Genomic DNA, 26,642 nt, shown 5'->3' with positions numbered 1-26,642 from the left:
GCGTGCGAAGTGAGTGATCTGGCAGCTACGTTGAGCGAACCGCGAATCCCGCCCGAGGGGTATGCCTACGCGGACGGGAAGGCCGCCAAAGGCGCCAAAGATCATTTCGGAACCGAGGGGCAGTCCATGGCCCGTGAACGAAACGCCGCCCTCGCCGCACTCATGCGTGAAGCAGGCTGGTCCCAGCCGCAAGCAGCCGCTGCCGTCGCCAGGGTGGCCGCGGAGTGCGGAGTGCGTGAGCTCGAGGCGATCTCCCGCTCGCACATCTCCATGTGGGTGCTCGGCACGAAGCCGAGTGGCGGAGCGCCGCATATCCTGCGCGAGACGCTGTCCCGCAGACTCGGCCGCCGCCTCTCCCTGGCCGACCTCGGGCTGGAAGAAGAGCCGACAGGCACGACCGACACCGGATCCGACTGGAGCGTCGACCCTCTGACCGCACTGGCCGAGCTGGGAAGCGACGATCTCGACATGCACCGACGTAAGCTGCTGGTTACCGCCGCCTACTCCGCAGCCGGTCTCGCCCTGCCCACCACCTCGTGGTGGGCAGCCGCCCCCGCCGCAGCGGCGAGCCGCCGACCGGCCTCCTCGCGCCCGGTGACCCAAGCCGACGTTGACGACGTCCGCGACCTCACGGTCTACTACTCCGCGCGCGACCAGCAGCGAGGCGGCGCATCCGGCCGCAAGGCCCTGGCCAGCCACCTGCTCGACGAGGCGGTACCGCTGCTCGGCGGCCGATTCCGTACAGATCAGCTCCGCCGCGACACGTACTCCTCCGTGGCGGAGATGACGTACCTCGCCGGATGGATGGCCTTCGACGCCAGTGAACACCGCACCGCCCAGCGCTACCTCACCATCGCCGCCCAGATCGCGGCGGAAGCCGGAGACGGACCGCTCGGCGGCCATATCCTGCGCGCCCTCGCCCACCAGGCCGTCGACCTCGGGCACCCGCGCAGGGCGCTCGCCCTGGCGGACGCCTCGATGTCCCGCGACCGCTACGGCCAGGCCAGCCACCGCGAGAAGGCGCTGCTGGCGATCGTCCACGCCCGCGCACTCGCGGCCGACGGCGACCGAGCCGGCACCCTCGCGGCCATCAGCCGCGCAGAGCAAGACCTCGCCCGGGCCGACACCAACGAAGCGCCCGCCCGCGTCGGCTTCTTCCAGGAAGCCTCCCTCGCCCACGAGACGGCCTGCGCTCTGCGCGACATGGGCCAGCCTCGGGATGCGGAGGTCCACTTCAAGCGCAGCGTGGCCACGCGCCGACGCCAGCAGTTCGCCCGCACCCACAGCGTGACGCTCGGCTACCTCGGCGCCGTCCAAGTCCAGCAGGGACGCCTCGACGAGGCATGCGCAACCTGGAACGAAGCACTCGACGCCATGGCCGGTATTCAGTCCGGGCGAGCCCGCGATGTCATCGTCCGCATGCAGAGCGACCTCTCGCCCGTCCGGCAACGCGGTGGTCGCCACGTCGCCGAACTGGACCATCGCGCGCGAGGCATGTTGCGAGCCATAGGCTGACCACAGACCCGTTTCGCGGCGCCGACCGGAGGCCGCCGCACACGCTACGCCCAGGGAGAGGAACGAGCGCTGATGCCGACCTACGAGGTCAAGTCGATCGCAACGGTCGTCGGCGGCCACAACCGTGTACAGGACGACTATCAAGGCGGGGTCGAATCGATCATCCGGCTCGACGAGGCGTACCCCCTTGAAACCCTGCAAGGAATCGAGGATTTCTCCCACCTGACCGTAACCTGGCGCTTCCATCTGGCCCGGCCCGAAGACGTCCAGCTTCACGCACGAAGTCCAAGGGGAAACCAGAACTGGCCGGCGACCGGTACGTTCGTCCACCGCAACCACCGGCGCCCCAACCAACTCGCGGTCAGTTACCCGCGGTTGCTTAAGGTCGAAGGTAGGGACCTCCTGGTCACTGATCTCGACGCCGTCGACGGGACGCCCGTGATCGACCTGGCACCGTACTTCGAACAGATGGGGCCTCAGGGCCCGATCCGTCAGCCTGCGTGGCCTGGCGAGATGCTTGAACCGAACTACTGGGCGAAGGCAAGTGAACGGCCCTCGGAGCGTCCCCTGTAGGGAAAGTGACTGAGCTACCCGACTCGTCAACCGAATGGCCGGGAACCCGTTGGAAGTCTGGTTCAACCCGCAGCCCTCGCGTACCGGAACTCACACCACGTCTCCTTGCCGCTGCTCTCCCACGCGTCTGAGATCGCATCGATAAGCCGGATCCCGCGACCAGATTCACCGTCGGGTCCGGCTTCCTTGAGTACAGCTGGGGCCAGATTGTGATCGGTGACCGAGACGCGCACCACGTCGACGGCCACCGTGATCCGGAGCACGACTTCTCCCTCACCGTGAACCACAGCGTTGGTGACCAACTCCGAGACGGCCAGTACGACGACCCCCGCCACCGGCTCCGAAACACGGCACTGCCGTAGGAACGCCCCCGCTGTCTGCCGCATCTCCCCAACTTTCGCGAGATCAGGGAGAAAGGCTGCCTGACAGCCATGGGATGCCGCCGGTATGCCTGCCCTCGCGGATGTGCTGTGCCGGTCTTCGTGAACCGACCTCGCGCATGACACGTCTGCCACGTCGGCAAAGCTACGGATGCCCCCGTCGGGCGGGGTCTCCTCTTGGAGCCTGGTCATGGGGGCTATCGCACCGCATGGCGACGCTGTCGACCAGGGGATTCCAGAGGGGGAAAATTCCGTCAAGGGGGAAAGTTGGAGGGGGAATTGAGGCCATGATTGGATTCCGCCCACCAACAGAGGTCACACTCATGCCAGATCCGTTCGCCGACCTGCTCCTGCGGCTTCGGCAGGATGCGGGCCGGACGCAGGAGGAGCAGGCAGAGGCGATCAACGCCGTCTCCGGCCGGGACACCATGACCCGCCGAGAGATCAGCCGCTATGAGAACTTCGAGAACATCCCTACTAATCACACAATCGCCCACATCGCGGTGGCCTCCGGTGTCCCCTTCGAGGAACTACAACGGGAGGCCAAGGCTGCCCGCGCTCGGAAGAGAAAGGGGCATGCCAATGCAGAGGAGGACCAGGACGCCGTGAAGCGTCGCACGCTGCTGGGTGGCGCCGCTGCCAGCGTGAGCGCGGCTGCCGAGCCCTGGGGGCGCCTCGCAATCGCTCTCAGTAAGGGGTCCAAGATCGATTCGCCCTCCGCAGGCGCGCTCATTGACCGGGCTGCTGAACTGCATGTCCAGGAACTCAACCTCAGCGCCCGGAGGCTACAAAGCACGGTCGAGTCGCATCTTGACGCGATCACCGCGGCTCTGCCCCGTGCCGGCGAACACGAGCGGGCTCTCACTATCGCCGCCGGAGAAACCGCCGCCCTTGCCGGTTGGGTGGCCTGGGACCTGTGCGAGCACGACAAAGCCGACGCCTACTACAAGGTCACGTCGCAGTGCGCGACAATCGCCGGGCACCCTCCGCTCCGAGCCCTGGCCCTGACCTACAGCAGCTACAGCGCCTCGACGCCGAAGGCAAAGTTGGAGTTCCTTTCCCAAGCTGCCAGCGATGTACGAGGCCACGGCAACGCTACTGCTGCCGCCTGGGTCCTCGGCAGGCACGCGGAGGAAGCTGCGGCGGCCGGCGACGAGATGGGGGCGCTCCGGGCGTTGGAGCGAGCGCGCTTCGCCTACGACTTCGCGGATCACACCAGCGAGCAGGCGTGGGTCCGGTTCATGACCCCGTACCGCATGGACTCGCTGGCCCTATCTGTATACGGGCAGTTGGGGCGTCCCGAACTCACCGCTACAGCAGACACCGCAGTCGATCGCCTCGGAGACGAACTCCCGGACGGAGGCGTCGTGGTCCTCGGTGATCTGGCTTCGGCCCTGCTGCGTGGAGGTGACATCGATCAAGGGGTCTACGTGTCACGCCAGTTCGCCGCAGCGGCACAGGCCAAGCCCAACACGATGGGCAGGGAGCGCGCATCGACTATCGCAGCGTCGCTCCCAGACAGTGAGCAGGAACTCGGCCGCTTTCTATGGCAATTCGCATCCTGAGTCCCCACACGCGGTAGGCGGGTAAGCCCAGGACGCGTACGCCGTCGTACGGCCGGCCCGGCGCTCCGCAGAACCTATGCCGTCTCTTCGACAACCCAGGACAGGTACGCCTCCGACCCGCCGGTCACGGGCAGCGTGATCCACTGGGGGACGTCGTACGGGTGCTTCTCGTGCAGCCACGCCTCCAGTGCCGGGAGACGGTCCGTCGTAGTCATATACGAGATCCGCCACTCCTGTGCCGTCTCGACCTTCCCCTTCCACCAGTAGAAGGCTGTCATCGGCGCATCAATGTGAACGCCTGCTGCCAGCTTGCTCTCCACCGCGCCACGGGCCAGCGTCTTCGCCTGGTCCTCGTTATCGCTGGTCGTCTGCGCGATCACAATGTCGTTGGCCATGCAACTACCTCTCCAGCTCGGGTACCGCGACCCTACCCAGCCGTCCACGGCAGACCGAAAGCCGGTTGCTACTGGTGACGGCGGGTGGGAACCAACCACCGACCTCGATCAGTCAGACGGCAGTGGCTCACTCAGGTGGCGCGTCGCTTCGGCACCGTGATGGCAGGTCCTCTCATCGACGAGGTTGTGCGGCTGCATGATGCCCGTGAGCCAGTGGCTCCGGAAGGAGATGGTTACTCGGTGGACAGCGCCCAACTGCCCGGCTGAGCGCTGTCGTTCGTTCGCCAGGGCTGGAGCTACGCGGCAAACAGTCCGATGACGGTCAAGGAGATCGTCGCAATTGAGATGAAAGCAGCGCCTCCTCCACCCCAACAGGCGAGGGGGCTTGCCCCGAGCTGCGCAGCAAACAGCCCCGCGATGATGCCGACAAGTGCAGAGAACAAAGTGGCCACAACTATCCAGATGGCCATGTCGTGCGAGCCGCTCAACGGACTTTCCTTCCGACTTCAGGAAGGGCGGCCGGGAGAGCGGGAGGGCAGGCTCAACCGAGCCGCCCCTTTTAGGGATGGCTGCGCATCGCCCTTTTTCGCATGTACGGGCGATGGGTTGAGCACTGCTGGCCGACTCAGCAAAACTCGGCAATCTTCCTCGGGTTCCCTTGCCTCAGGAGCGCACTGTCGTAAGCGGCCTGCAGGGGCGGTTGCTGAGGTAGATCGGCATACGTTTCAGGCTCCGCGAGGGTCGCATGTCGGCACGACCGACCGGGGCTCTGGCGCTGAAGCTCTCAACCTCCAAGCGCAGTAGGGAGCTTATCACTGGTTGTGCGTGGTCTGTGACGGATGTCGATCCATGCCCAGGGCCTGCGGGCGCTGTGGTACCGGCGGCAGCAGGGATGGGTGAACGTTGTGGAAGGAGGAGGCGCGGAGCAGATCCCCGCGGCCACAGGTAGACGCCGCATGGTTCGGATCAAGGTGACGGCGTGAGCTGTGTGCTTCGGCAGTCTGATGAATCACTTGCGAGACAGCTCATCCGTGCGAAGCAGGCCGCAGTCATGACCACCGGAACCATGTTCCGGCTGTCAATGTCAGACCCTCCGAATACGATCGAGACGCGACTGAAATTGTGACCCGACACCATGATCAACGATCAGGGTCTCGACGCGCCACCGCCAACATGCACGAGCTCGTTACGGTGCACAATTTCGTTGCGCTTTCATCTTCTAAGATCACTGACGGGATCACCTTCAGTGGTGGTGAATTGCAGCGCCGTAGGACTAGCATGTGGCGGCGCTGTCGCGCGGGTGTTGGAGGGGTGGGGCAATGTGTTCCAAGTGTGCGGCCCAGGACTGGTCTGCCGACCGGTCGCTACTCGAATGGCTTGCGGAGCTCGTTGGCATCCGGATAGGGCTATCCGTGACAGAGGTTGAGCTGGGTCGCATTGTCCACGAGGCGATGCTGGACTTCCCGATCTCTGACTACAAGCAAGTGAATGATGTATTCGGGCGGTATGCGCTGGAGCGTCTCGGGTTGCGCGGGGCGATTGCTGCCCGAGGTGGGGTGATCCCGCGGATCTGCGCAAAGGTCGGAGATGAAGAACTGGCCGCGCGAGCCATCGCCTTCATGATGGAGCGTGTAGTGAGACCCGGGGTGGTGTCCAAGGAGTGCGCAATGCCGGGCGCAGGTTCCGACCTTGTCGTCCAGGCACGTGAAGGCCGGTACTTGGCTGGTGTGCACATCCCGCAGCTTGAGTACGGGATACAGGATTCTGACGGGCGGGAGTGCGTTGCCGAGGCTCTCCGCCTCCACGGCCAGGGAGTCGCGGATGCTGTCGCGGTTGTGGTCGATGAGATGCAGTTTCGGGCGGCGCGAAGTCCCATTGTGTTGGGTGTGCAGCGCAGATGGGATGACGTCCTGGCCCTGTCTGAACTCTTCTCGTCGGAGTCGGTGATGGCTTCGTATGGCCGGTTCTTCGATCAGCGTTTCGTCAATTACTTAGCCTCAAATTATGACGCCATCGGGTCGATTCACTGGAGAAAATTCGAGGGACTTGTTGCCGAGTATTTCCACCGGGCCGGGTTTCAGGTGGAGATCGGACCCGGGAGAAATGACAACGGAGTGGACATTCGGGTCTGGGAGAAATCTCTCGTCGCTGACGTCTCGCCTCCTACGCTGCTCATTCAGTGCAAGCGTGTGCGGCGCGAGATCGATAAGGTTGTCGTCAAGGCCCTGGCTGCGGACGTCGACTGGGAAGGGGCTCAGCAGGGCCTCCTCGTTGCGACGGCGGATTGGTCGCCAGGTGCCCGGGAGGTCGTTCACACCAGAAGCTATCGGGTCGCTGAGGTGAATCGATCTGCTCTATGGCAATGGCTGGAGGACATGCGGGCTACGGGCAACGGCCTCTGGTATCCGGCCTGACGACCGAGGTGGAGCGCGATTGGCGGGTGCGGAACCGCTGGGACCTCCGTTTGACCAAGTGAGCCAGTGAGATGATCAAACGGGAGATTGCTCGGCGAGTAGGGGGTTGATCATGATCAAGGGCGCCGCACTGCGGGGGTATTTAGAGGTCGTTGCATTTGGTGGCATCGGTAGCCTGCAGCCATGGGGTTCATGGCTGAGACTGTGTGCCGGGTCTGCGGACTGGATGTGGGCAAGGTGCGCTTCGATGAGGTCGGCTGCTCGCTCCATGTCATCTGCGACTGTTGCGGAACGGAGTCGGGATACAGCGACGAGAAGGTGAACCAGGTACGCCATCTGCGTCGAACCTGGCTCGACCGTGGGGCTCAATGGCACAGGCCGAAGTCTCGGCCCTGCACGCGGGACTTGCGGCAGCAGCTGGCCGGCATACCGCCGCAGTGGCTCTGACTCAGGCCACCTAGCGAGCGAGCCGCCGGAAGCAGATGAGTGTTGCCGCGATGCCGGTGAAGGCCAGAAAATGCTCGGGTTTGCGCTCGTAGCGGCGGTGTAGTCGACGGGTGCCGGACAGCCAGCCGATAGTGCGCTCAACGACCCATCGGTGCCGACCCAGGTACTCGGAGGACTCGACGCCCCTGCGTGCCAGGCGGTGGCGGATGCCGCGTGAGGCCAGCCATCGTCGCAGGTGTCGATAGTCGTAGCCCTTGTCTCCATACAGCTTCGCGGGGCGCCGCCGGCGGCGGCCACGGTGGGAGCAGACCGGAGGAATGCCCTTCACCAACGAAATCAGAGCCTGGCTGTCGTGCAGGTTGGCGGCTGAGATGCCGATCGAGAGCGGCAGGCCGTTGCGATCGACGATCAGGTGTATTTTCGATCCGTTCTTACCGCGGTCGGTCGGATTCGGTCCCGTCAATTGCCCCCTTTGAGGGCCCGGACGCTGACCGAGTCGATGGCACACCGTGACCAGTCCAGGTCCCCACGGGCGCCCAGCTCATCCAGAACCAACCGGTGCAGCTTCGCCCAGACCCGCGCCTGTGACCACTCGGTGAACCGGCGGAAGGCCGTCACACCAGACGGCCCGAACCCTGGCGGCAGCTGGTTCCACGTGCAGCCCGACGTGGCCACGAAGATGATCGCAGCCAAGACCTCGCGGTCCCCGTGCCGTCTCCGGCCCCCACCCTGCGGACGGACAGGAGCTGGCGGCACGACCCGCTGAAAGAGCTCCCACAGCGCGTCTGGCGCCATCCGATGGACAAGCGAAGTCGTCATCACACCAACATGGCGCAAGATCACGCCTAATGAAATGACTTGTTATTGGAGGAGGCGCTTGCCTGGCTTCTGCGCTCCTCCGGCTACCGCCTGCTGGTGCACGAGAGCCAGGACCCCGAGGAGCTGGCGACCGAAGGGAACACGCTTTGGGTGCGGGGCAGGGGAGCACTGCATCAGGTGGACGCACTGGGGGAGTTCGCGTTCACACCGGCGTTCTCGATGCCGGTACGGCTGTTCCTGGAGGCGAAGTTCTACCAGGAGCGCTGCGGACTGGAGATCGTGCGCAACGCCCACGGAGTGCTGCACGACGTGAACGAGAACTTCGTGATGCACGCGGGTAGAAGGCCGCGGCAGCGGTATCAGTACGCGTACGCCCTGTTCTCGACGAGCGGGTTCACGTCGGACGCCCAGAAGTACGCCTTGGCGCACCAGATTTCGCTGGTGGATCTGTCGGGCGCCTCGTTCGCGTGGTTGCTCGGGACGATCGGTACCACCGCGTGGACTTTGGAGCAGGCGCAGTTCCACCTCGGGGCGTCCGGGACGTTCCCGGTGACGTGGATGCGTACGGAGCTGCGCAAGGAGTTGGGGACCTGGACCGCGTCTGCGGAGCTGCAGCCGACCCCGGCGCCGGCGGACGGCAGATTCCGGGACGAGGCTGAGGCGGCGATCGCCGGCTTCGCAGCCGCGCTCCAGCAGAACAGCGGTGCCGAGTTGCTGTTGGGTTTCCCGTCGGCACCGTTCATCCTGCCGCTGGCCGCCAGCGATCACCTGGCGTTCACCACGTACGCGGATACCCATCCGGACCATGCGGTGCGCATTCGGCGACGTGGCAATGGCGGTTCGGCGGAGTGGACGCTGTCGCCGCTGGGGGAGGAAGGCGCGTACGAGCTTGCCTTCAAGCTGCCGAAGCAGGTGGAGGATTGGATCAGTGACGTCGAGGGGAAGGAGCGGTGGCGCGCCTTGGAGGTCAAGGAGCAGTTCCTTTCCGCGATCACCATCTACCGGATGAACGGCGGTGGCGTGCGGGCGTATCAACTGCGCTACGAGGCGAGTTCCCTCTCGCACTTCTGATTCCCAGCGAGGAGGAGAGTGTGGGCCTCCCCGAGGCGGGGGAGGCCCACGTCAGTGTCAGACCGGCAGGTAGGGGCTGTGCTTGCCGTGCCAGCTGATGTTCAGCGCGTCTCGGGCTCGCGTGGTCGCCACGAAGAGCAGGGAACGGGCCTTGCGCTGTTCGCGCTCGTAGCGGGGCGGATCCTCGGTGCGGTAGCGGTCGATGACGTGCGTGCGGGGGATGATGCCGTCACTGGCCCCCACGATGGCGAGGCGTTGGTACTCGAGACCCTTGAAGCGATGCATCGTGCCCACGTGGACCTCGCCGTCGCCCTTGGGACCGTCCTTGGTGAGTTCCGCGCAGGTGATGCCGGCCTTGGTGACCAGGTAGTACATGGTCTGGCTGACCATGTCGCGGTCGGCGACGCAGACGGCGATATGACCGCTCGGGTCTATGGGTGAGCCGTTCTCGTCCGTGGAAAGCTCCTCACGCCACGTGGCCAGGGTGGTGGCAAGGCCGGCGAGCTCGTCCTCCCAAGTTTCGTACGGCGTGAAGGCCGGGGCGGGGCCGTGGAGGACGGAACGGTATCCGGCGAGGTTGTCGGTGCCGTCGTCCAGATCGTCGTAGTTCACCTGCTGCCCGGACTTCACGGGGTCGACCACACGGAGGGCCTCGGTGAGGATCTCCTTGGTGGTGCGGTAGCTGAGGGTGAGGCGAGAAGAACGGCCGCGGATGTTGATGCCGAGGCTGCCGAGGGCTACCTGGTGGTCGTAGATGCGCTGGTGGGTGTCGCCAGCGATGAACATGTCGTTGGACAGGTCAGGGTCGGCCATGGCCCGGAGCATCTTCCAGTGCGCGGGGCTGAGGTCCTGGGCCTCGTCGACGACGATGTGCCGGTAGCGGTAGTTCAGGTAGCGCATGCCGGAGCTGTTGTCGCGGTGGATGAGGTCCTTGCCGCCGACCTCCTCTTTGTACTCCCGCCGGGTCCTGATCTTCGCGGCGCGCTCGATTTCGAAGCGGGCAGCGCGCTCGGATGCCTGGCCCCAGGTCTCCACGCCGAGCTTGTCCAGGCGGGCGGTGAACTGCTCGACGAGTTTCCAGATGTGGTTGCGCTCGGGCCGGGTCAGGGAACGGCCCCGTCCTGCACGGCGGGCCTGGAAGTAGGCGGAGCGGGTGGCGACGGACTGGCCGAGGATGACCTGCTCCCACTCTTCCAGGAGGAACTCGGCCTCCCAGCGACGGTCATCAAGTTCGGCGAGGAGCTGGCGCATCTCATTCAGCGCCACGTGGTCGTAGACACGCTGTCGGCCCCGGCCAGGTGCGGTGTTCTCACCCAGGACGCGGGCGGCGAGCTGGTCGATGTGAGCGATCTCGACACGGGCGAGGAGTTCGGGCTCGACGAGGGATGCCAGACGCAGGCGCAGGTCCGTGGTGAGGTTCTTGGTGAACGTGGTCAGCAGGATCGCCTTGTTGTTGCCGGGGGGCAGTTGCTCGGCCAGGTGCTTGACCCGGTGCAGGGCGACGATGGTTTTTCCGGTGCCGGGCCCGCCGGAGACGCGGGCAGGTCCGTTGTAGTGGCGGTGGACGATGCGTTCCTGGGTGGGGTGGAGGAAGACCTTCCAGGCTCGGAAGTCTCCTTCGTCGATGGCCGCCTGAACGGCATCGTCGACGGCGGTGACCTTGGTACGGCTCAGGGCCGCGGCGAAGTCACCGAGATCGGGCTCGTGACCGAGCTCGACGGGCTGGGTGATCTCCTTGCGGACCTCGTCGATGGGCATACCGGCGGCGAGACCGTAGAGGACGTCCTTGGACAACAGCGGGGCGCCCTCGACGAGCTGGTCCAGCTCGGTGCTGTCGGTGATGGCGAGGGCCAGCTCGATCAACTGGTCGGCGACACCCAGCTCCCGCAGCTGGTCGGCGCTGTACGCGGCAAGCAGGGGAGGGGTTTCCATCGTCGGCTGCGGCTGCGACTGTGGTTCGGGCTCGGCCGACGGCGCGGTCCGGTCAGGTTCGGCCGGGGTCAGGGTGATCCCGGCGCGGCGTAGTGCGCTGCCGCCGACGACCGAGAGGTCGACGAACTCGATCTCACCGGTGACACGGTTGACCGCGACCTGGAGCTCTTCGTAGACGTCCTTGCGGTGGCGGACGGCGATGACCAGCCAGCTCTCGGTGCCGTCCGCGTCTACTCCGGTCGGGGTCAGCAGCGCGCGGTAGGAGTCGTTGACTCGCGCGGACCAGATGCGCGAGTCGCCCTTGAGCTTCTTCAGCTTCAGGCCCGGCTGGTTGGGGTTGTTCCGGAAGACGTGGCAGAAATCGTAGAACTGGGCCTTGACCGAGCGGTCGAGCTTGTACAGCTCCTGTTCGGCCTTGCGGTACAGGCTGAGCCGGGCGGTCATCGGGTGGTGCCTTCCGTATTGGGGAGCTGTACGAGCAGGGTGTCGAGGTGGTCGAGCCATGCGGCGGCGGTCCGGACCGTCCAGCCGTCCTCGGCGTAGGCGGCGTCGCGTCGCTGGGCGTCGATGTCCTCGTCGCTCTGGTGGGCGGCCACAACGGCGATCTTGAGGTCGGGAGTCTGCCAGGCGAAGTCCGCCTGCCAGCGGCTGCTTCCGAGTTCGAACCCGAAGACGGGGGCCTGCTTTCCGTGCTCGGCAAGCGTCTCGGCGAGGCGGAGAAGGTCAGGTGCCTCGTCGGGGTCCTCGCGCAGGATCTCCAGGATGTCGTCGTCCCAGACGGCGTCCCGGATGATCTTCCGGAGGGCGGCTTCCGCCGGCGAGTCCGTACTCGGCTCCGAGGCGGCGGGCCGGACTGGGGGCTCGGGCACGAGGGTGGGCGCGGGGGCGAGTGCTGCGGCGAGCGAGTCGAGTTCACCCAGGCCACCGCACACGGTGAGAACCTCTACCTCGAAGTCCGCAGCGCTGCTGACGGCGAGCTGGACACCGTCCCCGCCCACGAGTGACAGGAACTGGGTGATGTTGGTCCAGTACAGCCAGGACCGCCACCGCAACTTGTGCTCGTCGGTGTCGAGGACAGCATCGCTGTCGTCGAGGACCGTCAGGGCGGTCCACCGTAGGTTGTCAGGGTCGGCCGCGTCCAGCACGAACACGATCGGCAGACCGTACTCGTCCTGGGTGCGGAACACATGAACGGGACCGAGGCTGCCGGCGTCGGGTGCCACCGGCTTGCCGTGCCGTCGGCCGGCTCCGAAGGAGGCTAGCTGTTCGCGCAGCGCTGCGACGAGCTCGCTGCGCTTGCCGGTCGCGGCGACGGCGGTCGTGCCGGAAACAGCGGTGAGGCCAGTGACCAGGGCGCGGGCCCGACGGGCCCAACGGGTGGCGTCAGGATCCCGCAGATAGGCGATGAGCGTGTCGATCGGGTTGGCGAAGACGGCTTCGCCGAAGTGGGCACGGTTGCCGCCGTACTGCTCGTAGGCGGCCTTGGCCTGCTCCTGGGCGGTACCCCGGTACGGCGGCCAGACCGGTTTGGTGCGCCCCGGCCGCCGCTCGAACAGGTCGATGTCGGCCCAGGTGATCTGGAAGACGATCTTTCCGTCGGCACGGAGCCGGGTGCGCTGGGCCGCGTTCTTGGCGATGAGGTTGTGCTCCCGGCTGGCGTGGAACCGGAAACCTTCCAGATAGACGTGCACGCTTTGCACCGGACCGCCGACGCGGGTGAAGGTGAAGTCTGTTCGCGTGCCTTCGAGCTGCCTCTGGGCCGTCAGCCTCCAGTGCATCACATCCGAGCCGTCGGTGAATCGCAGATGCCCGCTGGCGTGGCCCTCCTCGTCCAAAGCCGCGTCGTCGGTGACCTTCACCCAGTCCCGCAGCGCGGTCAGGAAGCGGGCCTCCAGGTCGGATTCGACCTGAGCGTCCAGCCCGACCAGCCCGGTGTGTTCCACATCGCTGATGTCCCAGCCGTCCTCGCCGTCCCCCTTGAACAGCAGCGACTCCAGCATGCTGAGCGCCGCCTGGCGCGAGACGACGTCCTGGAACTGCTCGGGGGTGTAGCGGTGCAGACAGCGGTGGCAGGCACGCCGCTGCTCCTCGGCGCACGGACATGCCTTGAGCTGTTCGTACGCCCGAGCGAGGGTGTCCCGGAAGGCACGGCGGTCGGTGAGCCGGTCCAGGTATCCGGTGCCGCCCGGGAGTGAGTCGAAGAGCACCAGGAACCAGCGGCGCTCGCCGCTGTCCATGTCTGGCATGGAGGCCACCGTGGTGTCCAGGTGCTGCGGGTCGCCGCCGAAGTGCAGGTCGACACCGAGTCGCAGGGCGGCCCGGAAGGAGTGCACCCGCGCGTCGACGTCGGCTGTCGCGGCCGGGATGAGGATCCGCAGGGCTTCGGTCTGCAGCTGGTGGGCCAGCAGCACCTGCTCCTGCGTGACGCCGTCCTTCTTGCCACGGCGCAGCGGGCACCACGGGCGGTGGTGCTTGAGCTGCGGGGCGCGGGCTGCTGCCGATTCCAGGGCGTCGGTGTCGTGGTCGAAGACCGGACGGCCGTCCGCGCTCGCGGCCCCGCAGGCCGTGCACACGTGGAAGGGGTTCAGCCGGACCAGGTGGCCGGCGAAGTCATCTCGGGCAGGAGCGTCGTAGCGGACCGGGCCGACGTTGATCCGGCGGATCATTGCCGTGCGGCAGAAGTCCACGCCGAACGTCTCGCGGTCGTGCCGCCAGGACTTCCCCCGCTCGATCTTCTCGACGGGGATGTCCACCGCGTCCACAACGGAGTAAGAGCGGCGATCACGGTCGTCCTTGTCGTCCCGGATCCGTGCGTCCTCACGCTTGTCCCGCGACGTCACGGTGGCCGGCTCCACGACCTGGAACAAGCAGGAGCCGTCGTCGGCGATCTGGCTCGTCCTGCACCGGGGGCACGGAGAGCGATCGTCGGTGGCGTCCTCGGTACGTACGTACCCGCACCCTGGGCACACCCGCCAGGTCCGCCACTCCTGGCGCCCGCCCGTCGACAGCTCCAGGCCGGTGATCTCGTGCCGGTAGCCGTTGACGTAGAAGGTGTTGCCCGGCGCCAGCTCCTGGATCGCGAAGCGGCGGGGCCGCTCATAGGAGACCGTCTCGGACGTGTACACCACCTTGCCCGTCTTCGGGTCGATGCCGTCCTCGCCGTACAGGGTCGCCGACAATGTCGTCGACGAGTCGATGAGGGCGTAGTTCGGCAGCAGACCCAGGTCACACAGCGCGGTCTGCGCCGTGGTGTCGCCCAGGTGGAGCAGCTGCCTGCCCACCCCGCGCCGTTCGGCGTCCAGCTCCGCCTTCTGGCGGGCCTGGTCAGGGTCGCTGTCGTGCAGCTCGCCGTGGGCCTCGTCGATCTCCCGCAGCCGCGCCCGCAGCGCGTCCTCGGCGCGCCGCCACTCGCCTTCCGCCCGCTCTACGGCGCTGCGCAGACCGTGCGTCGCATACGCCTCCAGGTCGACCCCGGCCTGCTCACTGACGCCGACCGGGAACAGCCGCAGGAACCCCTTGACCAGCTCCTCACCCTGGTCGAGGGCCAGCTCCACCAGATCGGTCAGATAGCCGGACGGGCCGAACAGGCGCGGCGCCTTGTGTGGCAGCGCGCGCAGCACGATGCCGTCCGCACGGACGAGACGGCCGGCCGCGGCGAGGTCCAGCAGATGCGCCAGGTACTGACGACGAAGGATCTCGACGGCCGACAGGTAAGACCCGGGCGGTACGATCGTGCCCGCGATCAGGTCCTTCGGACGCTCGAGGAAGTACAGGTCACGGCGCCGCCGGTCGGGAATGGTCAGCAGGAAGGCATTGCCGGTGCGGCGGCCGGCCCGGCCGACCTGCTGAGCGTAGGAGGCGGGGCGGCGCGGCAGCGCGGCCAGCACAACGGCGGACAGGTCGCCGATGTCGATGCCCATCTCGAGCGTCGGCGTACAGGAGAGCACATTGGGATCCTTGAACCCGCCGCCGCGCTTGAACGCCTCCTCGACCTTCTCGCGCTGGTGCCGCGTCAGCATGCCCGTGTGCTCGGCGGTGACCACCTGATAGGTGCCCGCGCCGAGGTAGAGCCGCCGGTAGTAGTCGTCCCTGTAGTCGCGGTCGCGGTGGTGTACCCCCAGCCCCTCGGGCCGGTCGCCGGCCACAAGGCGGCCCCGTCGGCACCGGTAGGAGGGACAGGGCTGGTCGTGCCACTGGTCCAGCAGCGATGGGTGGACCGTCTGCTCCCAGAAGCACACCGGGCACCGCACGTACGAGACCCGCACCTGCTCATCGTCCAGCAGCCGGGCCTCGATGTTGCCGGGCTTGAGCCCGTACACCCGCACCGAGGTGTCGTTCGGGGTGCGCACCGACAGCAGCCCCATCGAGGCGAGCTCAGGCAGCAGTCGGCTCCACAGCTCGGGTGCCAGCTCACGCGGCAGTTCCAGACACCGCCCCGCCCACCGCTCGTACCAGGAGAGCCGCCCGGTCGCGAAGTCGAACTCGCTGCCGTTCTTGGGCTGCCCGAGCAGGAACACAGGGGCGGCGATCCCCTTCGGGAAGGCCCGCATGCCCGGAGCCCGCTTGCCCCAGATGTAGTACCGGCTGGTGCCCGCCTCGTCGATGAACTTGTTCAGCCACTGATGGGCGACCGCACCCCGGGTACGGAGCCGTTCCAGGAAAATGCGCACGAACGCCAGATAGCGGGCGTCGTCCTGCGCCACCAGCGGCAGGCCGTCCCGCACGCACTCCTCGTGCAGCCGCTTGACCAGCGCGATCACTGCCGCCGGGTCGCCGATGCGGACCTGCGCGGCGGCGGTGCGGGTCAGCTCCAACGTACGGCCGTTCCGGGACCGGAAGCCGAACTCCATCAACGCCTCGAACGCCAGCCGCTGACCGATCAGCCGCCACGTCTTCAGATCCCCACCGCGACCCTGGCCGGACAGCAACCGGTTCACGCCCTTGAAGCCGTGCAGGTCCGGTGGCACCACCGCCGAGAGGGTGTCCTTGTCCGTCGTGGCGTCGACGACGTTCGCGATCAGATCATTCAGTGCGGTCGGTTTGTCGTGCCGCAGGTGGTCGGCGAGGAGAGCACGGAGCGAGAAGGTGTACGAGCGGTTGGCGACGAACCCGGCCCGGTGCGCGGCGTCCTGCACCGAGTCGTTGAACATCAGCGTCTTTTTCTCGTGGAGCTTTTTGTCGAGCTCCCCACCGGTGAAAAGCTGGGTGATGGACGCGGCCGCCATCGCGGCGGCACCCGTACCGAGGTAGCGGATCGCGTTGCGCTCACCGCACGCCGGACACCAGTCCTCCTTGGCCGCGGTGTTCGCCGTCTCCCCGAAGTTCACGAGCACGAAAGCCGAGTCACGGGCCGTCAGCCGGGGCTCCTTGGTCTCCCGGTCGTAATCGTTCAGCGGATCAGGCAGTCGCAGCCGCTTACGAGTGCCGTCCAGCACCATCAGCGCCCCGCCGGCACCCTGCGACGCAGCCGAGCCCCCCTTGCCGCCGGCCGCCGTGAGCAGCGCAGCCCCGGAACCCTCCCGGGCCTCCCGGTCCGTCGCGGCGATCAGGTTCCGCACCCGGGCCTTGTCCTGGCCCAGCGACGCCCGCCGAATCTTGTACGTGTCGAACTGGACATCGTGGTCATCGCTCTCCGGCGAGAACACCGCCCACCCCGACCGCCCGCAATCACGGCAGTAGATCGCCGGCAGGAACAGGTTTGCGCTCTGCCCCGACGTCGCCGTCGTCACCGGCGCCATACGGCCGCTGTCGGCCGCGCCGGCATCGGCCGTGCCGGCCACATCCCAGCGGAACTCCGCCTTCGGCCACGGCAGCACCCCGCGCAGCAGCCGAGACACCGAACGCGCCCACTGATGCACCTCGACGTGCACGAAGGGCCGGGGCTCGGCGGGCGAGGACTCCGGATCGCGGGCGTACGACAGCAGCGCGACGAACCGCGCCAGGGCCTCGGCCGCCTTCTCCGGCTGCCGCGCCACCGCCTCGGACCAGCCGGCGGCGCCCGCACGCCACATCACATCCAGCACTTCGGCACTGGTCTTCACCCCGCCGCCGAGCGCCTGCATCACCGCACGAGTGAACAGATGCCGCTTGAGGTTTCCACCGAGGAGGAACGGATCGAGGTCACGGACGTCCGTCACCTTCTCGATCAGATCCAGCAACGCCTCGTCGCCGGTCGCCGGATCGGGCAGCGCCAGCAACTCGTCGGGTGTCGGCATCGGCTGCATGGTCACGTCACCGAGCGGGATGAACTCCTCGACTGTGAGCCGGTTTTCCCCGACGATGGAGTCCGCAGTGAACTCTGTGCCGAAGACGTGGGTGGCCACCTCCAGCAGCTGCGCCGTGCCGTCCTCGTCCGTACCGGAAGCGAGCGTCGCCGATGTCGCGACCGGACAGATCTTCCCCAGCGGACGGCCTTCCTCGGCTGCCCCGACGGAGGCGGCGAGTCGACGCAGCAGCATCCCGACGTCCGTGCCCTGCGCGCCGTCGTACGTGTGGAACTCGTCTACGACGACGTAGCGGATATCCGACTCCCGCCACAGGGGCGCGTCGTCCGCGCGCTGGAGGAGGAGGTCCAGCATCTTGTAGTTCGTTATCAGGATGTCGGGCGGGGACAACTGCATGTCCGAACGGCGGGTCCGCACCTTCTCGTACTGCGTCGCCGCGCGCTCTCCGATGTAGAGGCCGGCCGACAGCTTTCCCAGCTCGGCGTTCTCGGTGAGCAGATCGTTGATGCGCTGCGCCTGGTCGGTGGCCAGGGCGTTCATGGGGTAAAGGAAGACCGCCTTCACCCCGGTCTTGCCGGCGGCCCGCTCCCGACGGCAGTGGTCCAGCACGGGGTAGAGGAACGACTCCGTCTTACCGGACCCGGTACCGGTGGTGACCAGCGTTGGTTGCGGCGTGTGGCCGTGCGCTGAGGATAGCCGCGCGAACGCGACCGCCTGATGCGCGTACGGCTTGAAGCCCATCCGCTGCCACTCCAGATGGGTGCGCCACTCATGGCCGGCCACGGTGAATGGTGTCCGGATTCGTAGATATGGACCCCGGAACATCCCCGACGTCTCGTCTCCGAGGAACCGGTGCAGTGCCTCACGCGCGCCCTCGTCGGTGAGCGCGTACGTCGTCGACAGATACTGCAGCAGGCTCTCCTTGAGCCCTCGCGCCTGAAGCGTCGGCCTCACGGCTTCGGTACCTCCTGCTTCACCGGATCCCACTCGCCACGGGCGACGGCCTCATCGAGCCGCTTCTGGAAGTAGGCGTGCGCTGCCCGCATCTCCGCCTCGCGATTCGCCTTAAAAAACGGAGCGGTGTAATGCTCCGGCACTGGGGCGGCTTCCGGATCAAAAAGATGGGACTGCAGTTGTTCGTAGTCCCCTTTAACCTGTCCGTGACCGTAGGCGTACGGATCACGTGAGATTCGTCTGCCAGCATAGTCAAACCACATCTCGTCCTCACGATCAGCGAGAATCGAGTAGCGTGAACGATAAATAGCGACCAACTGATCAGCGCTAATCCCAAGCCAAACTGAGACGAGTGCATCCAGCTCAACCAAGGCTGCACGTCGTTCATACTCCGTGCGCAGTGGGGTGGCTTCCTCCCATGTTCTGCACAGGTTTGAACCGAGCGGGGAGAGCTGGCCTGGCCATGGAGCCGCCCAGCTTTCATTTGCGGACCACTCTTCGTGAAATACCTCCTGCCAGAGTGGGCTGTATTCGTTGGTGAGGCAATTCAAGCGCAGTGTTCGCAGTGCAAGAGGTGCCGCAAGAGGGTGTGTAGAGCGAGGGGCGGGCATCTTGTGAACTTCGGATGCGCGGAGATGTGAACGTCCTGTGATTCGAAGGAGATAGTCCAATGGCAGGGAAGCCCAAAAACCCGCGTTCAAGGTGGTTGTGAGATCGTCCGCCATGGCCATGGAGTTCACGGCGTCCACGTGTGTCGGGCCCGGTGGAATCAAAGCGGAGAAGAGGCTCCGCTCTGTGTTCTTGGAGTCGATCATGACCCGCCATGCAAGTCTGAAGCGTTCGGTGTATGAACGCCCCTGCCACTGATCTTGCTCGTCTCGGTACCTCTCCAAACTGCAGGCGCGAACATATGTGGTGCGAGGTACCGCCTCCGCTGGAAGGGATACTAGTGGCCACGGAACCCAGTCCTTTACGTTTCGCATCGGCAGGTTTGGTTGTTTCGCAAAGGCAGAGCTGATGCCAATGTGGGATCCCTGAAGAATCACCTCAGTCCAGTTACCGGGTGCGCCGACTTCGTGACGAATCAACCCGTCTTCCTTGCTGGTCGCTTCGTGGTAGCCCGAGCTGATTAGTGGCTTCTCGCGGCTGACCTTATATCCGTGATCGGCGAGAGCGATGATGGCTTCTTGCTCGGCCGTAGTGACCGGGTAGAGAAGTTGGGTCTCGTCTGGCGGAGTATCGGTGTTGCCACCCAGTCGCTGCCACTCAGCTAGGAGTGCATCAGTAACGTGGATTATGCGCGCGCGATGTGGGCGTACATCCCAGGATCCTGCATATTTCTGGGCCGGAAGTTCGCCTGATCCATCATGCGTAAGCGACTCTGGGAGGGTGCGGGCGGCGCGTAGCTGGCTGAGGTTTAGAAACTCAATCTCCCGTATGCTCTCCCCATAGATATGCATGCCAAAAGAGACTGTTCGGTCGACTTCGTCGAAGGCCCAGTTGGCGGAGTTGACAAAACTTGCATGCAGCCGCAGATGCCGATAAGCAGCCGCTCGAAGCTTGCCTTCCTTTACGCCCTCAAGATGCGTGTCTGGGTGGAGTAGGCCAGCTGTTCCGTTACTGCCAAGGTGGTCCCATACTCGACACATGAATGCGCGGTAAAGGTTCGGCTGGGTTCCTGACAAAAGAGGATAAGTGGTTTCGGAACTCAACGATTCGACTGTTCCGACATTCGACGCTAGTTCACGAAGAACGTAATCCACGTTGTTCGTATGGGGTGCAAGAATGGAATTCTTACGCTGTCGCCATTCCGAAACGCTGGGATTCTTGGCTAGTGCGAACCAAGGATCACGTTCGCCGAGGACCAGATGCTCCTGCCAACGGGGGCGTACCCACGGCGGGTTCCCCACCTGGAGGTCGAAGCCGCCGTTTTCGGCGAAGATGAGTGCGAATTCCAGCTCCCAGTGGAGGAAGCCTTGGTCCTCCGCGATGTCGTGCACTTCCCGAAGCCACGGGAAGCGGTCTTCCGGGTTGCCAGCGTCCATTCCCATGAAGCTGGGCAGGGTCTCTTCGAAGCTCTTGAGCGCGTCGAGGTCCTTGAAGCTGTCGATGAGAGTGCCCTCGGGTACGTCGGCAGTGCCGACCATGGCCTCCAGAAACTCCAGCCAGTCGTCCAGGTCCTTGAGAGGGACGACCGGTCGACGCTCCGGGGCCTTCGGCTTCGGTGCAGTGGTCTGGGCCCTGCCCCGCGGCCTGACCTGCTTGACCTCTACGACCGCGTCGTCTGCACTCAGTTCGAGGTCCTCGAAGCTAGTCTGCTCAGGGCCGAGAGCGAATAGAGCCGCCGCCTCGACAAAGCGCGGCGCAGGTGTAGCCACGGGCCCGGCCGCTGGTTCCAGTCCAGCCGGGGAAAGGGACTCCGCCACCGCCGCCGCCCCGTCGAGCAGGCGGCTGAGGCCGTCCGCTCCCGTCACCTTCATATGTGCGGTGTACTCCCCAGCCGTGCCATCGAGTAGCCCGGCCTTGTCGACGGGCCAGAACCACAATGCGCACCAGGCGTCCATGATTTTCTTCAGGCGCCAGTACGGAGTGTCCGCGGCGTTGAAAAGATCTTCGAGGACCTGCTCCTTCGTAACCGCCTGGTCAGGGCGGTGGAGGAAGTCGTACTCGGGGTCGGTCGGGTCGGCGCCCCAGACGTCGATCCGGCGGGCGATCGCCTGCTCGGACAGCTCCATGCGCTTGACGACGAGCGACCAGAGGAACTCGACCCGCCGAGCGGCGTCACGGAGACGGGTGAACTGGGACACCGGCTCCTTCTTCGACTTGCCGGCCTTGCCGCGCTTCGGGCGCTGGAGGATGCCCTTCTTCCAGGCGCCGAGCTGATCAACGCCTTCCTTCGCGAGTTCCTTAGCCTCTTTCGAGCCTGCGACCGCAGCCCATCCGGGACTCGGCAGAAGGAACTGGTGGACCGCGTCCTGGGGGAGGGGCTGGGGCTCGCCGTCCTTGAGGAAGGGGAGCGGGATGGGCGCCAGGGCACCCTTGGCCTTGAGCCATTCCTTGCCGGTGACGTCGTCGGCCGCGTAGACGGCACGGCGGGCGCCGATGAGGCTGTTGCCTCGGCGCAGGTGCAGGCCGAACCAGGGGGCGCGCATGCCCGGGTGCATGGTGTTGAGCCAGAGGGACACCTCGGCCAACTCGACGCCCGTGGCGTTGAGGTCGACGCCGTACGCGTTGTGCAGAGCGATGTACGCCTTGGCCTTCTGCTTCTCGGTGAGGGCGTCCGCGGTCGGGATGGTGACGCCCAGCTCGTCCTGCCTGCGGCGCAGGTACTCCTCAGCAACCTGGTTGATTGCCTCGTTGAGGAAGGCGCCGGACCCGAGGGCCGGCTCGCAGATCTTGTACTTGAGCAGTTCCGACGCCCGGGTCTTGATGACATTGCCGTCGGCGTCGCGCTCCTGGTCAAGGCGGTGCTTGAGAGTGAGCTCGACCGTGACCTGGGTCAGCGACTCGGGGGTGTAGTACGAGGCGGAGGTCTCGCGGTCACGGCCGGCGAGGCGGTAGACGAAGGAGCCCTTCTCGTACTTCTTGACGCCACGCAGGCCCTTGCGGGCGTCGTCCTCGTCGTAGTGGACGAGGCTCTTGTCGGGGTATTGGTCCTGCTTCTTCAAGGGGATGAGCCAGGAGCCCTTCTCCGGGTCGCCGCCCTTGGCGACCTCGCACAGCTCCTCCTCAGCGATGATGCCGGTGTACGACATCAGGCCCTCGTAGACGGCGCCGAGCTGGTTGATGCCGAGGTTGCGGTAGGAGATGAAACCGCCTCGCTCGCCGCGCTTGCCCTTCTTCATCGTCAGCAGACGCAGCACCTCGTGCAGGGCGGCGTTGCGGAGCCGCAAGTCGAGCCAGCGCGGGTCGCTGTCTTCGTCGCTGCGAGGGTCGAGAACGCCCCTGCCGATGAGGCGTACCGAACGAGGCTCGAAGAGCTCGCTGCGGAGGGGTTCGAAGCGCAGGCCACGGTCATCGCTGCGGCGGGCGGCCTTGGCCTTGCGGGTCTCCTCGTCGTCACCGGGCTGGTCGTCGTCGGCCTCGGTGCCGTACGGACGGTGGCCGAAGTTGATTTTGTTGAAGAGGACGTCCAGAGACTCGTGCAGGTGAAAGCCTTTGCGGGCCTCCTCCTCGACGAGTTCCTCGTCGCGTTCGACGAGCTCGCGCAGGCGGGCCATCGAGTAGCCGGCCTCGTAGCTGCCGTCGTCGGCGGGAAGGATGCCGAGTTCGGGGCGGGCCTCGGCGTAGAGGAGGAACAAGACGCGGTAGAGGTAACGGAGGGATTCGCGGGTGAGTTCCCGGGCGAAGGGGATCTTGGGGCTTTCGATGTCGGCCGGGGTGACGTTGTTCTCCGGCTCGGCCATCCGCGCGAGGACTTCGTTGGCGATGATTTCTACCGAGCGCTGGAGCCCGTGGCGCAGCTTGCCGGAGACGCCGGCGGCGTTGGCGCTGGAGGACTTCAGCAGGGCATCGATGGTCCGGCTCTGGTCGTTCTCGCCGGGCCGGAGCATGTCCAGGCTGAACAGTGCCGCGATGGTGGCGAGTTCGCCTTGCTGGCTGCGGTCGTTGCGTTCGAGGGCCGCGTCGAGGTTGACGGCGAGGAAGCGGCCCTCGTTCCAGGACTGGCGATCCGCGAGGACGAGCACGCCTCCGCACAACAACAGGACGAAGCGCGGGCGAGGCCCGCCGGCCTCGCCGAGCTCGCTCTGGAAAAGCCACGATGTTAGGGCCGGGCCGGTCTCGTACATCTCGCTTGCACTGACACGCAGCGGGTGCAGGAGCCGACCGGGGCCTGTCGCGTTCAGGGCGGCGTCATTGTCGGCGGCCCAGCCGCAGTCCAGAGCGATGATCCCGTGGCCGTGGTAGGCCACGGTCAGGGAGTGGTCCGCTCCGGCGCGGTGGACGGTGACCTCGGTAGGAGTGGCCTCGAAGCCAAGGGCTTGCAGGACCGTGTGGTGCCACTCGGCCAGACGCTTGCGCCACTCGGGGTTGTTGTGGGTGCTCGGCCGGACCTCATCTCCTGCGTCGCGCTCGGCGGCCTCGGCGAAGTAACCGCGTACGTCTTCGGAGAGGTAGGCGCCGCGCAGCGAGCGGAGGAGCTCTCGAGGAGTCTTCCGCGGGTCGTGCTCGTCGCCTTCACGCAGGGCCCAGGTGGCGAACAGGCCCTTCTTCAGGTCGGTTCCGAGCTCTTCGGCGAAGTAGTGCGCGGCGAAGTATTCGCCGCGGTTGCTGAAGGAGTCGAAATCGGTGCTCATCGGTTGGTGCCTCCCTCAGCGGCATTGAGCGGTTCCAGGACGGCGAGCAGGCGCAACATCGGCTCACCCGTGGTCTGCAGGGAATTGAGAAGGCTCAGCCGCCTGCTGGCGCTGAGGTTCACTCCGCGCTTTCCCGTCCCATCAGAAGAGAACATGGCTTCCTGTTGCCAGTGCACGACGCGCTTACGGGACGGGGCCAGGATCGCCTCGATCTCCTCGCCGTAAGCCTCTTTCAGGGCCCGCAGGTGCTGTTCGGCCCTGTCAATGGCTTCAGGCACGAGCTCCGTCAGGCCACTGAGGTCGCGCGGCGTGGCGCGGCCGGGCATCGTCGGACTTACACCGTAGTCCTCCAGAACCTCCGGGGTCAGAGGCGCCACCTGAAGGTCGTGGGGGGCGCCGTGGACGGCCATCCACTCGACGATGGTCGGCCGACCCAGCGCGTTGGAGCAGATGCCCTGGATCAGGAAGGTCGGTGAGTCCACGGAGGCGGCGAGGACGGGGGCCTGGTGGCGGCCGACCTCGACGAGCACCTTGTCGGTCAGCCAGTCCAGGACCGGGTGGACGTCGGTGACGTAGGAGACGTTCGGCCACTGCGACTTGGACGACTCACGGGCTGCCTTCAGACGCCGGTCTGCGAGGTCCTTGGAGAAGGTGATGCGCATCCGCCCCGGCTCGGCCTTCCGAGGCATGATCCGCTGCTCGTCGAGGTACGACTTCGGCAGCGCCTTCAGCCGGTACAGCAGGTCGCGCGGAGGTTCGAAGGCGATCGTGCCGTCCTCGTCGCGGCGCAGCGAAAGCTGGTCTTCCGGGTTCGGGCGGCAGACCTGACGCAGTGCCTCGTCGAAGTAGTCAGCGGTGGACGAGAACAGGCGTGGCACGTACGCCCGCCGGACCTCGGGATGCTCCGGCACGGCGCCCACCTGGCCGAGTAGTCCGGAGAGGAACGCGGCGCCCCCCTGCTGGGACTGTTTGATGGACTCCTCAACAGTCCGGCCGGCGATCAGATCCTGGGTGAGGCGGTTCTCCTCCTCCTTGGCCCGGTACAGGCCGGTGACCGCCTCCACCGAGCCCTCGATCTTGTGCGCTTCCTCCTCGCGTTTCAGTAGCTTCTCGCCCACGAGACGGTCGTCCAGCGTTCGGGCCTCCCCGGTTGTCTCGTCCGTCCGCCAGGGGATGTCGCTGGTGAGGATCAGAGCACGGAACTCAGGCCGGTGCTGCTGGCCGTAGCGGTCGATGCGGCCGTTGCGCTGCTCGATACGGATCAGGGACCACGGCAGGTCGAAGTGGATCAACCGGTGGCACTGCTGGTGGAGGTTGACGCCTTCAGAGGCGACGTCGCCGGTGAACAGGATGCGTACGGGGTCGTCGCGCAGCCCGAACTTCTCGACGATGGCCTGCTGCTCCTCGTCGCTGGTGGCATCGCCGTGCATGACCTGGACCGCGCCGCCGAAGGCCAGCCAGGGCTTGTTCTCGTCGGGATCGGCGCCGCGACGGAAACCGAGCGCGGCCGGGACAGCCTCCGCGAGCCACTTCAGTGTGGGGATGCGCTCGGAGAACACCACCACGCGGGTCTCCGAACCGGGGCCGACACCCATGCTGCGCAGCTCGTCCAGGAGGGCCGCCAGTTTTGCCGAGTCCTCGTCCTGGATCCGCTCGGCCACGTCCCGGAGATCCAACAAGGCGGCGCGCTCCGCCTGCCTTGCCGCCTCCCGGACCTCCGGGTCGACCGGGCGGGCCGGCCTCTGCCCACCTCGCGCCGACTCGGCGGCAGGCTGCTTGTCCAGCGTCGTCAGTCGCGTCTTGACGGTCTCCAGCAGAGCCTTGTGCGAGGACAGGAAGGACTTCAGCAGTTGGTAGGGCACCAACTGGTGTCGACTGACCGACGGCTTGTCGGGATCGGCCGGGATCCAGCGCGTGGCGAGCTCCTGGAAGACGGCGAGCTCCTTCTCACCGGCCGTTACGTGGATCGGCTGGGACGGTCCACGGTCCGCCCAGGCGCCCTTCAACGAGTCGCGGACCTCCGCCGTGGTCTTCGTACGCCGGATGTAGAGGTGCTCGAGGTCCTTCACTTCGTACTTCGACGGGTTGGCGATGGCCGCCTCGTCCAGCATTTTGATCAACTCGGCGAACGACTCGGCACGACCGTTGTGGGGCGTGGCCGAGGCCAGTACCAGCGCGTCGGTCTTCCGAGCCAGCAGACGGGCGAGCTCGTTGTTCTTGGTGCCCCGGTTGACCAGATTGTGGGACTCGTCGATGACGACGGCGTCCCAGTTGGTGTGCTCGAGGTGGTGCGCGTAGACGTCGCTCTTGAGCGTGTCCACGGAGATGATCGCGCGCTTGAAGTACGCGAACGGGTTCCGGCCAGCCGGGATGTCTTGCTGGATGCGCTGGATACCGGTGGAGTCCAGACGGACGAGCGGAATGGCGAAGCGGGTCCACAGCTCCCGCTGGAACTGCTCCAGCACATGCTGGGGTGTCACGACCAGAATGCGCTCGCCGCGCCCGCGCCGGATCAGCTCGGCCAGCAACACCCCGATCTCCAGGGTCTTACCCAGGCCCACCACGTCGGCGATCAGGATCCGCGGCTGTGGGTTCTTCTCCAATGACAGCGCCAACTCGGCGGGCCGCAGCTGGTGCACCTGCTGGTCCATGAGGAACCCGTCGGCCAGCGCGAGCCCATGCTCGGTCTGCGGCAGGAACGTCTTGCGCATCACCGCCTCAAGGAACAGACGGCCTCGCCGGTGATTGGGTGAGTCGTCCGGGACGAGCCGCGTCTCCCTCGGGTCCAGCACCTGGATCGCGTCGAGTCGGCTGTAGAAGACCGCGTCCGTGCCTCGAACGAAGGATGAGATGCCGGTGACCTCCACCATCCACCCGTCTTTGCCGACGTCCTTGGAGTTCCGGACGAGCCACAGCTCGTCGCGGATCAATACCTGGGACCCCGGGGCATAGCCGGAGGACCCACTGGTCCGCCGTGAGGCCGGAGCATCCTCCGGCGTCCAGGCGTCCCACACCTCATCGCCCTGGCCGCCCACGGCTTCCGCCTCGACGCTCAA

At 66.2% G+C, this 26,642-nt stretch carries 12 protein-coding genes; 5 read left to right on the top strand and 7 right to left on the bottom strand.

All coding sequences use genetic code 11. From position 1 onward, the window contains the following. The first annotated feature begins 126 nt into the window (after positions 1–126). On the top strand, positions 127–1,515 hold the full coding sequence (locus tag ACZ62B_RS24795) for a Tat pathway signal protein (protein WP_467217270.1): 1,389 nt from the start codon (positions 127–129) through the stop codon (positions 1,513–1,515). Positions 1,516–1,587: 72 nt separating this feature from the next. After that, positions 1,588–2,088, top strand: a complete 501-nt coding sequence (locus tag ACZ62B_RS24790) for an SAM-dependent methyltransferase (RefSeq protein WP_469692092.1) — start codon at positions 1,588–1,590, stop codon at positions 2,086–2,088. A gap of 62 nt (positions 2,089–2,150) precedes the next feature. Here the strand turns inward: ACZ62B_RS24790 and ACZ62B_RS24785 are convergent, their stop codons facing one another. Continuing rightward, on the bottom strand, positions 2,151–2,660 hold the full coding sequence (locus tag ACZ62B_RS24785) for an ATP-binding protein (RefSeq protein ID WP_467217183.1): 510 nt from the start codon (positions 2,658–2,660) through the stop codon (positions 2,151–2,153). A 131-nt stretch (positions 2,661–2,791) separates the two neighbouring features. On the opposite strand from ACZ62B_RS24785, the gene ACZ62B_RS24780 reads away from it, so the two are divergent. After that, positions 2,792–4,033 carry a helix-turn-helix transcriptional regulator gene (locus ACZ62B_RS24780; RefSeq protein WP_467217182.1) on the top strand — a complete coding sequence of 414 codons (1,242 nt, stop codon included), beginning with the start codon at positions 2,792–2,794 and terminating at the stop codon, positions 4,031–4,033. A gap of 74 nt (positions 4,034–4,107) precedes the next feature. On the opposite strand, the gene cutA is transcribed toward ACZ62B_RS24780, so the two are convergent. Beyond that, complete coding sequence (gene cutA, locus ACZ62B_RS24775; protein ID WP_467217181.1) at positions 4,108–4,428, bottom strand: divalent-cation tolerance protein CutA; 321 nt, start codon at positions 4,426–4,428, stop codon at positions 4,108–4,110. Positions 4,429–5,840: 1,412 nt separating this feature from the next. On the opposite strand from cutA, the gene ACZ62B_RS24770 reads away from it, so the two are divergent. After that, positions 5,841–6,842 carry a restriction endonuclease gene (locus ACZ62B_RS24770; RefSeq protein ID WP_469692089.1) on the top strand — a complete coding sequence of 334 codons (1,002 nt, stop codon included), beginning with the start codon at positions 5,841–5,843 and terminating at the stop codon, positions 6,840–6,842. Between the two features lie 457 nt (positions 6,843–7,299). Here the strand turns inward: ACZ62B_RS24770 and ACZ62B_RS24765 are convergent. After that, positions 7,300–8,108, bottom strand: a protein-coding gene (locus tag ACZ62B_RS24765) for an IS5 family transposase (protein WP_469692087.1) whose coding sequence is annotated in 2 segments (ribosomal slippage) — positions 7,300–7,758 and positions 7,761–8,108 — 807 coding nt in all. Because the reading frame shifts where the segments join, the coding sequence is not laid out codon by codon here. A gap of 39 nt (positions 8,109–8,147) precedes the next feature. On the opposite strand from ACZ62B_RS24765, the gene ACZ62B_RS24760 reads away from it, so the two are divergent. Further along, complete coding sequence (locus tag ACZ62B_RS24760) at positions 8,148–9,179, top strand: hypothetical protein (protein WP_469692085.1); 1,032 nt, start codon at positions 8,148–8,150, stop codon at positions 9,177–9,179. 57 nt (positions 9,180–9,236) lie between these two features. Here the strand turns inward: ACZ62B_RS24760 and ACZ62B_RS24755 are convergent, their stop codons facing one another. From ACZ62B_RS24755 to ACZ62B_RS24740, 4 genes are read right to left on the bottom strand one after another with little or no spacing between them, the layout of a single operon-like run. Next, positions 9,237–11,555: a UvrD-helicase domain-containing protein gene (locus tag ACZ62B_RS24755; RefSeq protein WP_467217178.1), complete on the bottom strand. Its 2,319-nt coding sequence runs from the start codon at positions 11,553–11,555 to the stop codon at positions 9,237–9,239. Beyond that, a complete protein-coding gene (locus tag ACZ62B_RS24750) occupies positions 11,552–18,289 on the bottom strand; it encodes a DEAD/DEAH box helicase (RefSeq protein WP_467217177.1) in 6,738 nt (2,245 codons plus the stop codon). The genes ACZ62B_RS24755 and ACZ62B_RS24750 overlap by 4 nt, the downstream gene beginning before the upstream one ends. Beyond that, the gene (locus ACZ62B_RS24745) at positions 18,286–23,586 is read right to left on the bottom strand and encodes a hypothetical protein (RefSeq protein ID WP_469692083.1); all 5,301 of its coding nucleotides are present in this window, start codon (positions 23,584–23,586) and stop codon (positions 18,286–18,288) included. The genes ACZ62B_RS24750 and ACZ62B_RS24745 overlap by 4 nt, the downstream gene beginning before the upstream one ends. Continuing rightward, positions 23,583–26,642, bottom strand: coding sequence for an SNF2-related protein (locus ACZ62B_RS24740; RefSeq protein WP_467217175.1), 3,060 nt, complete (start codon positions 26,640–26,642; stop codon positions 23,583–23,585). The genes ACZ62B_RS24745 and ACZ62B_RS24740 overlap by 4 nt, the downstream gene beginning before the upstream one ends.

Source organism: Streptomyces sp. NPDC053426 (genome assembly GCF_055585405.1).
The sequence above is the reverse complement of the archived record's forward strand: the minus strand, read 5'-3'. Positions and strand labels throughout refer to the sequence as shown.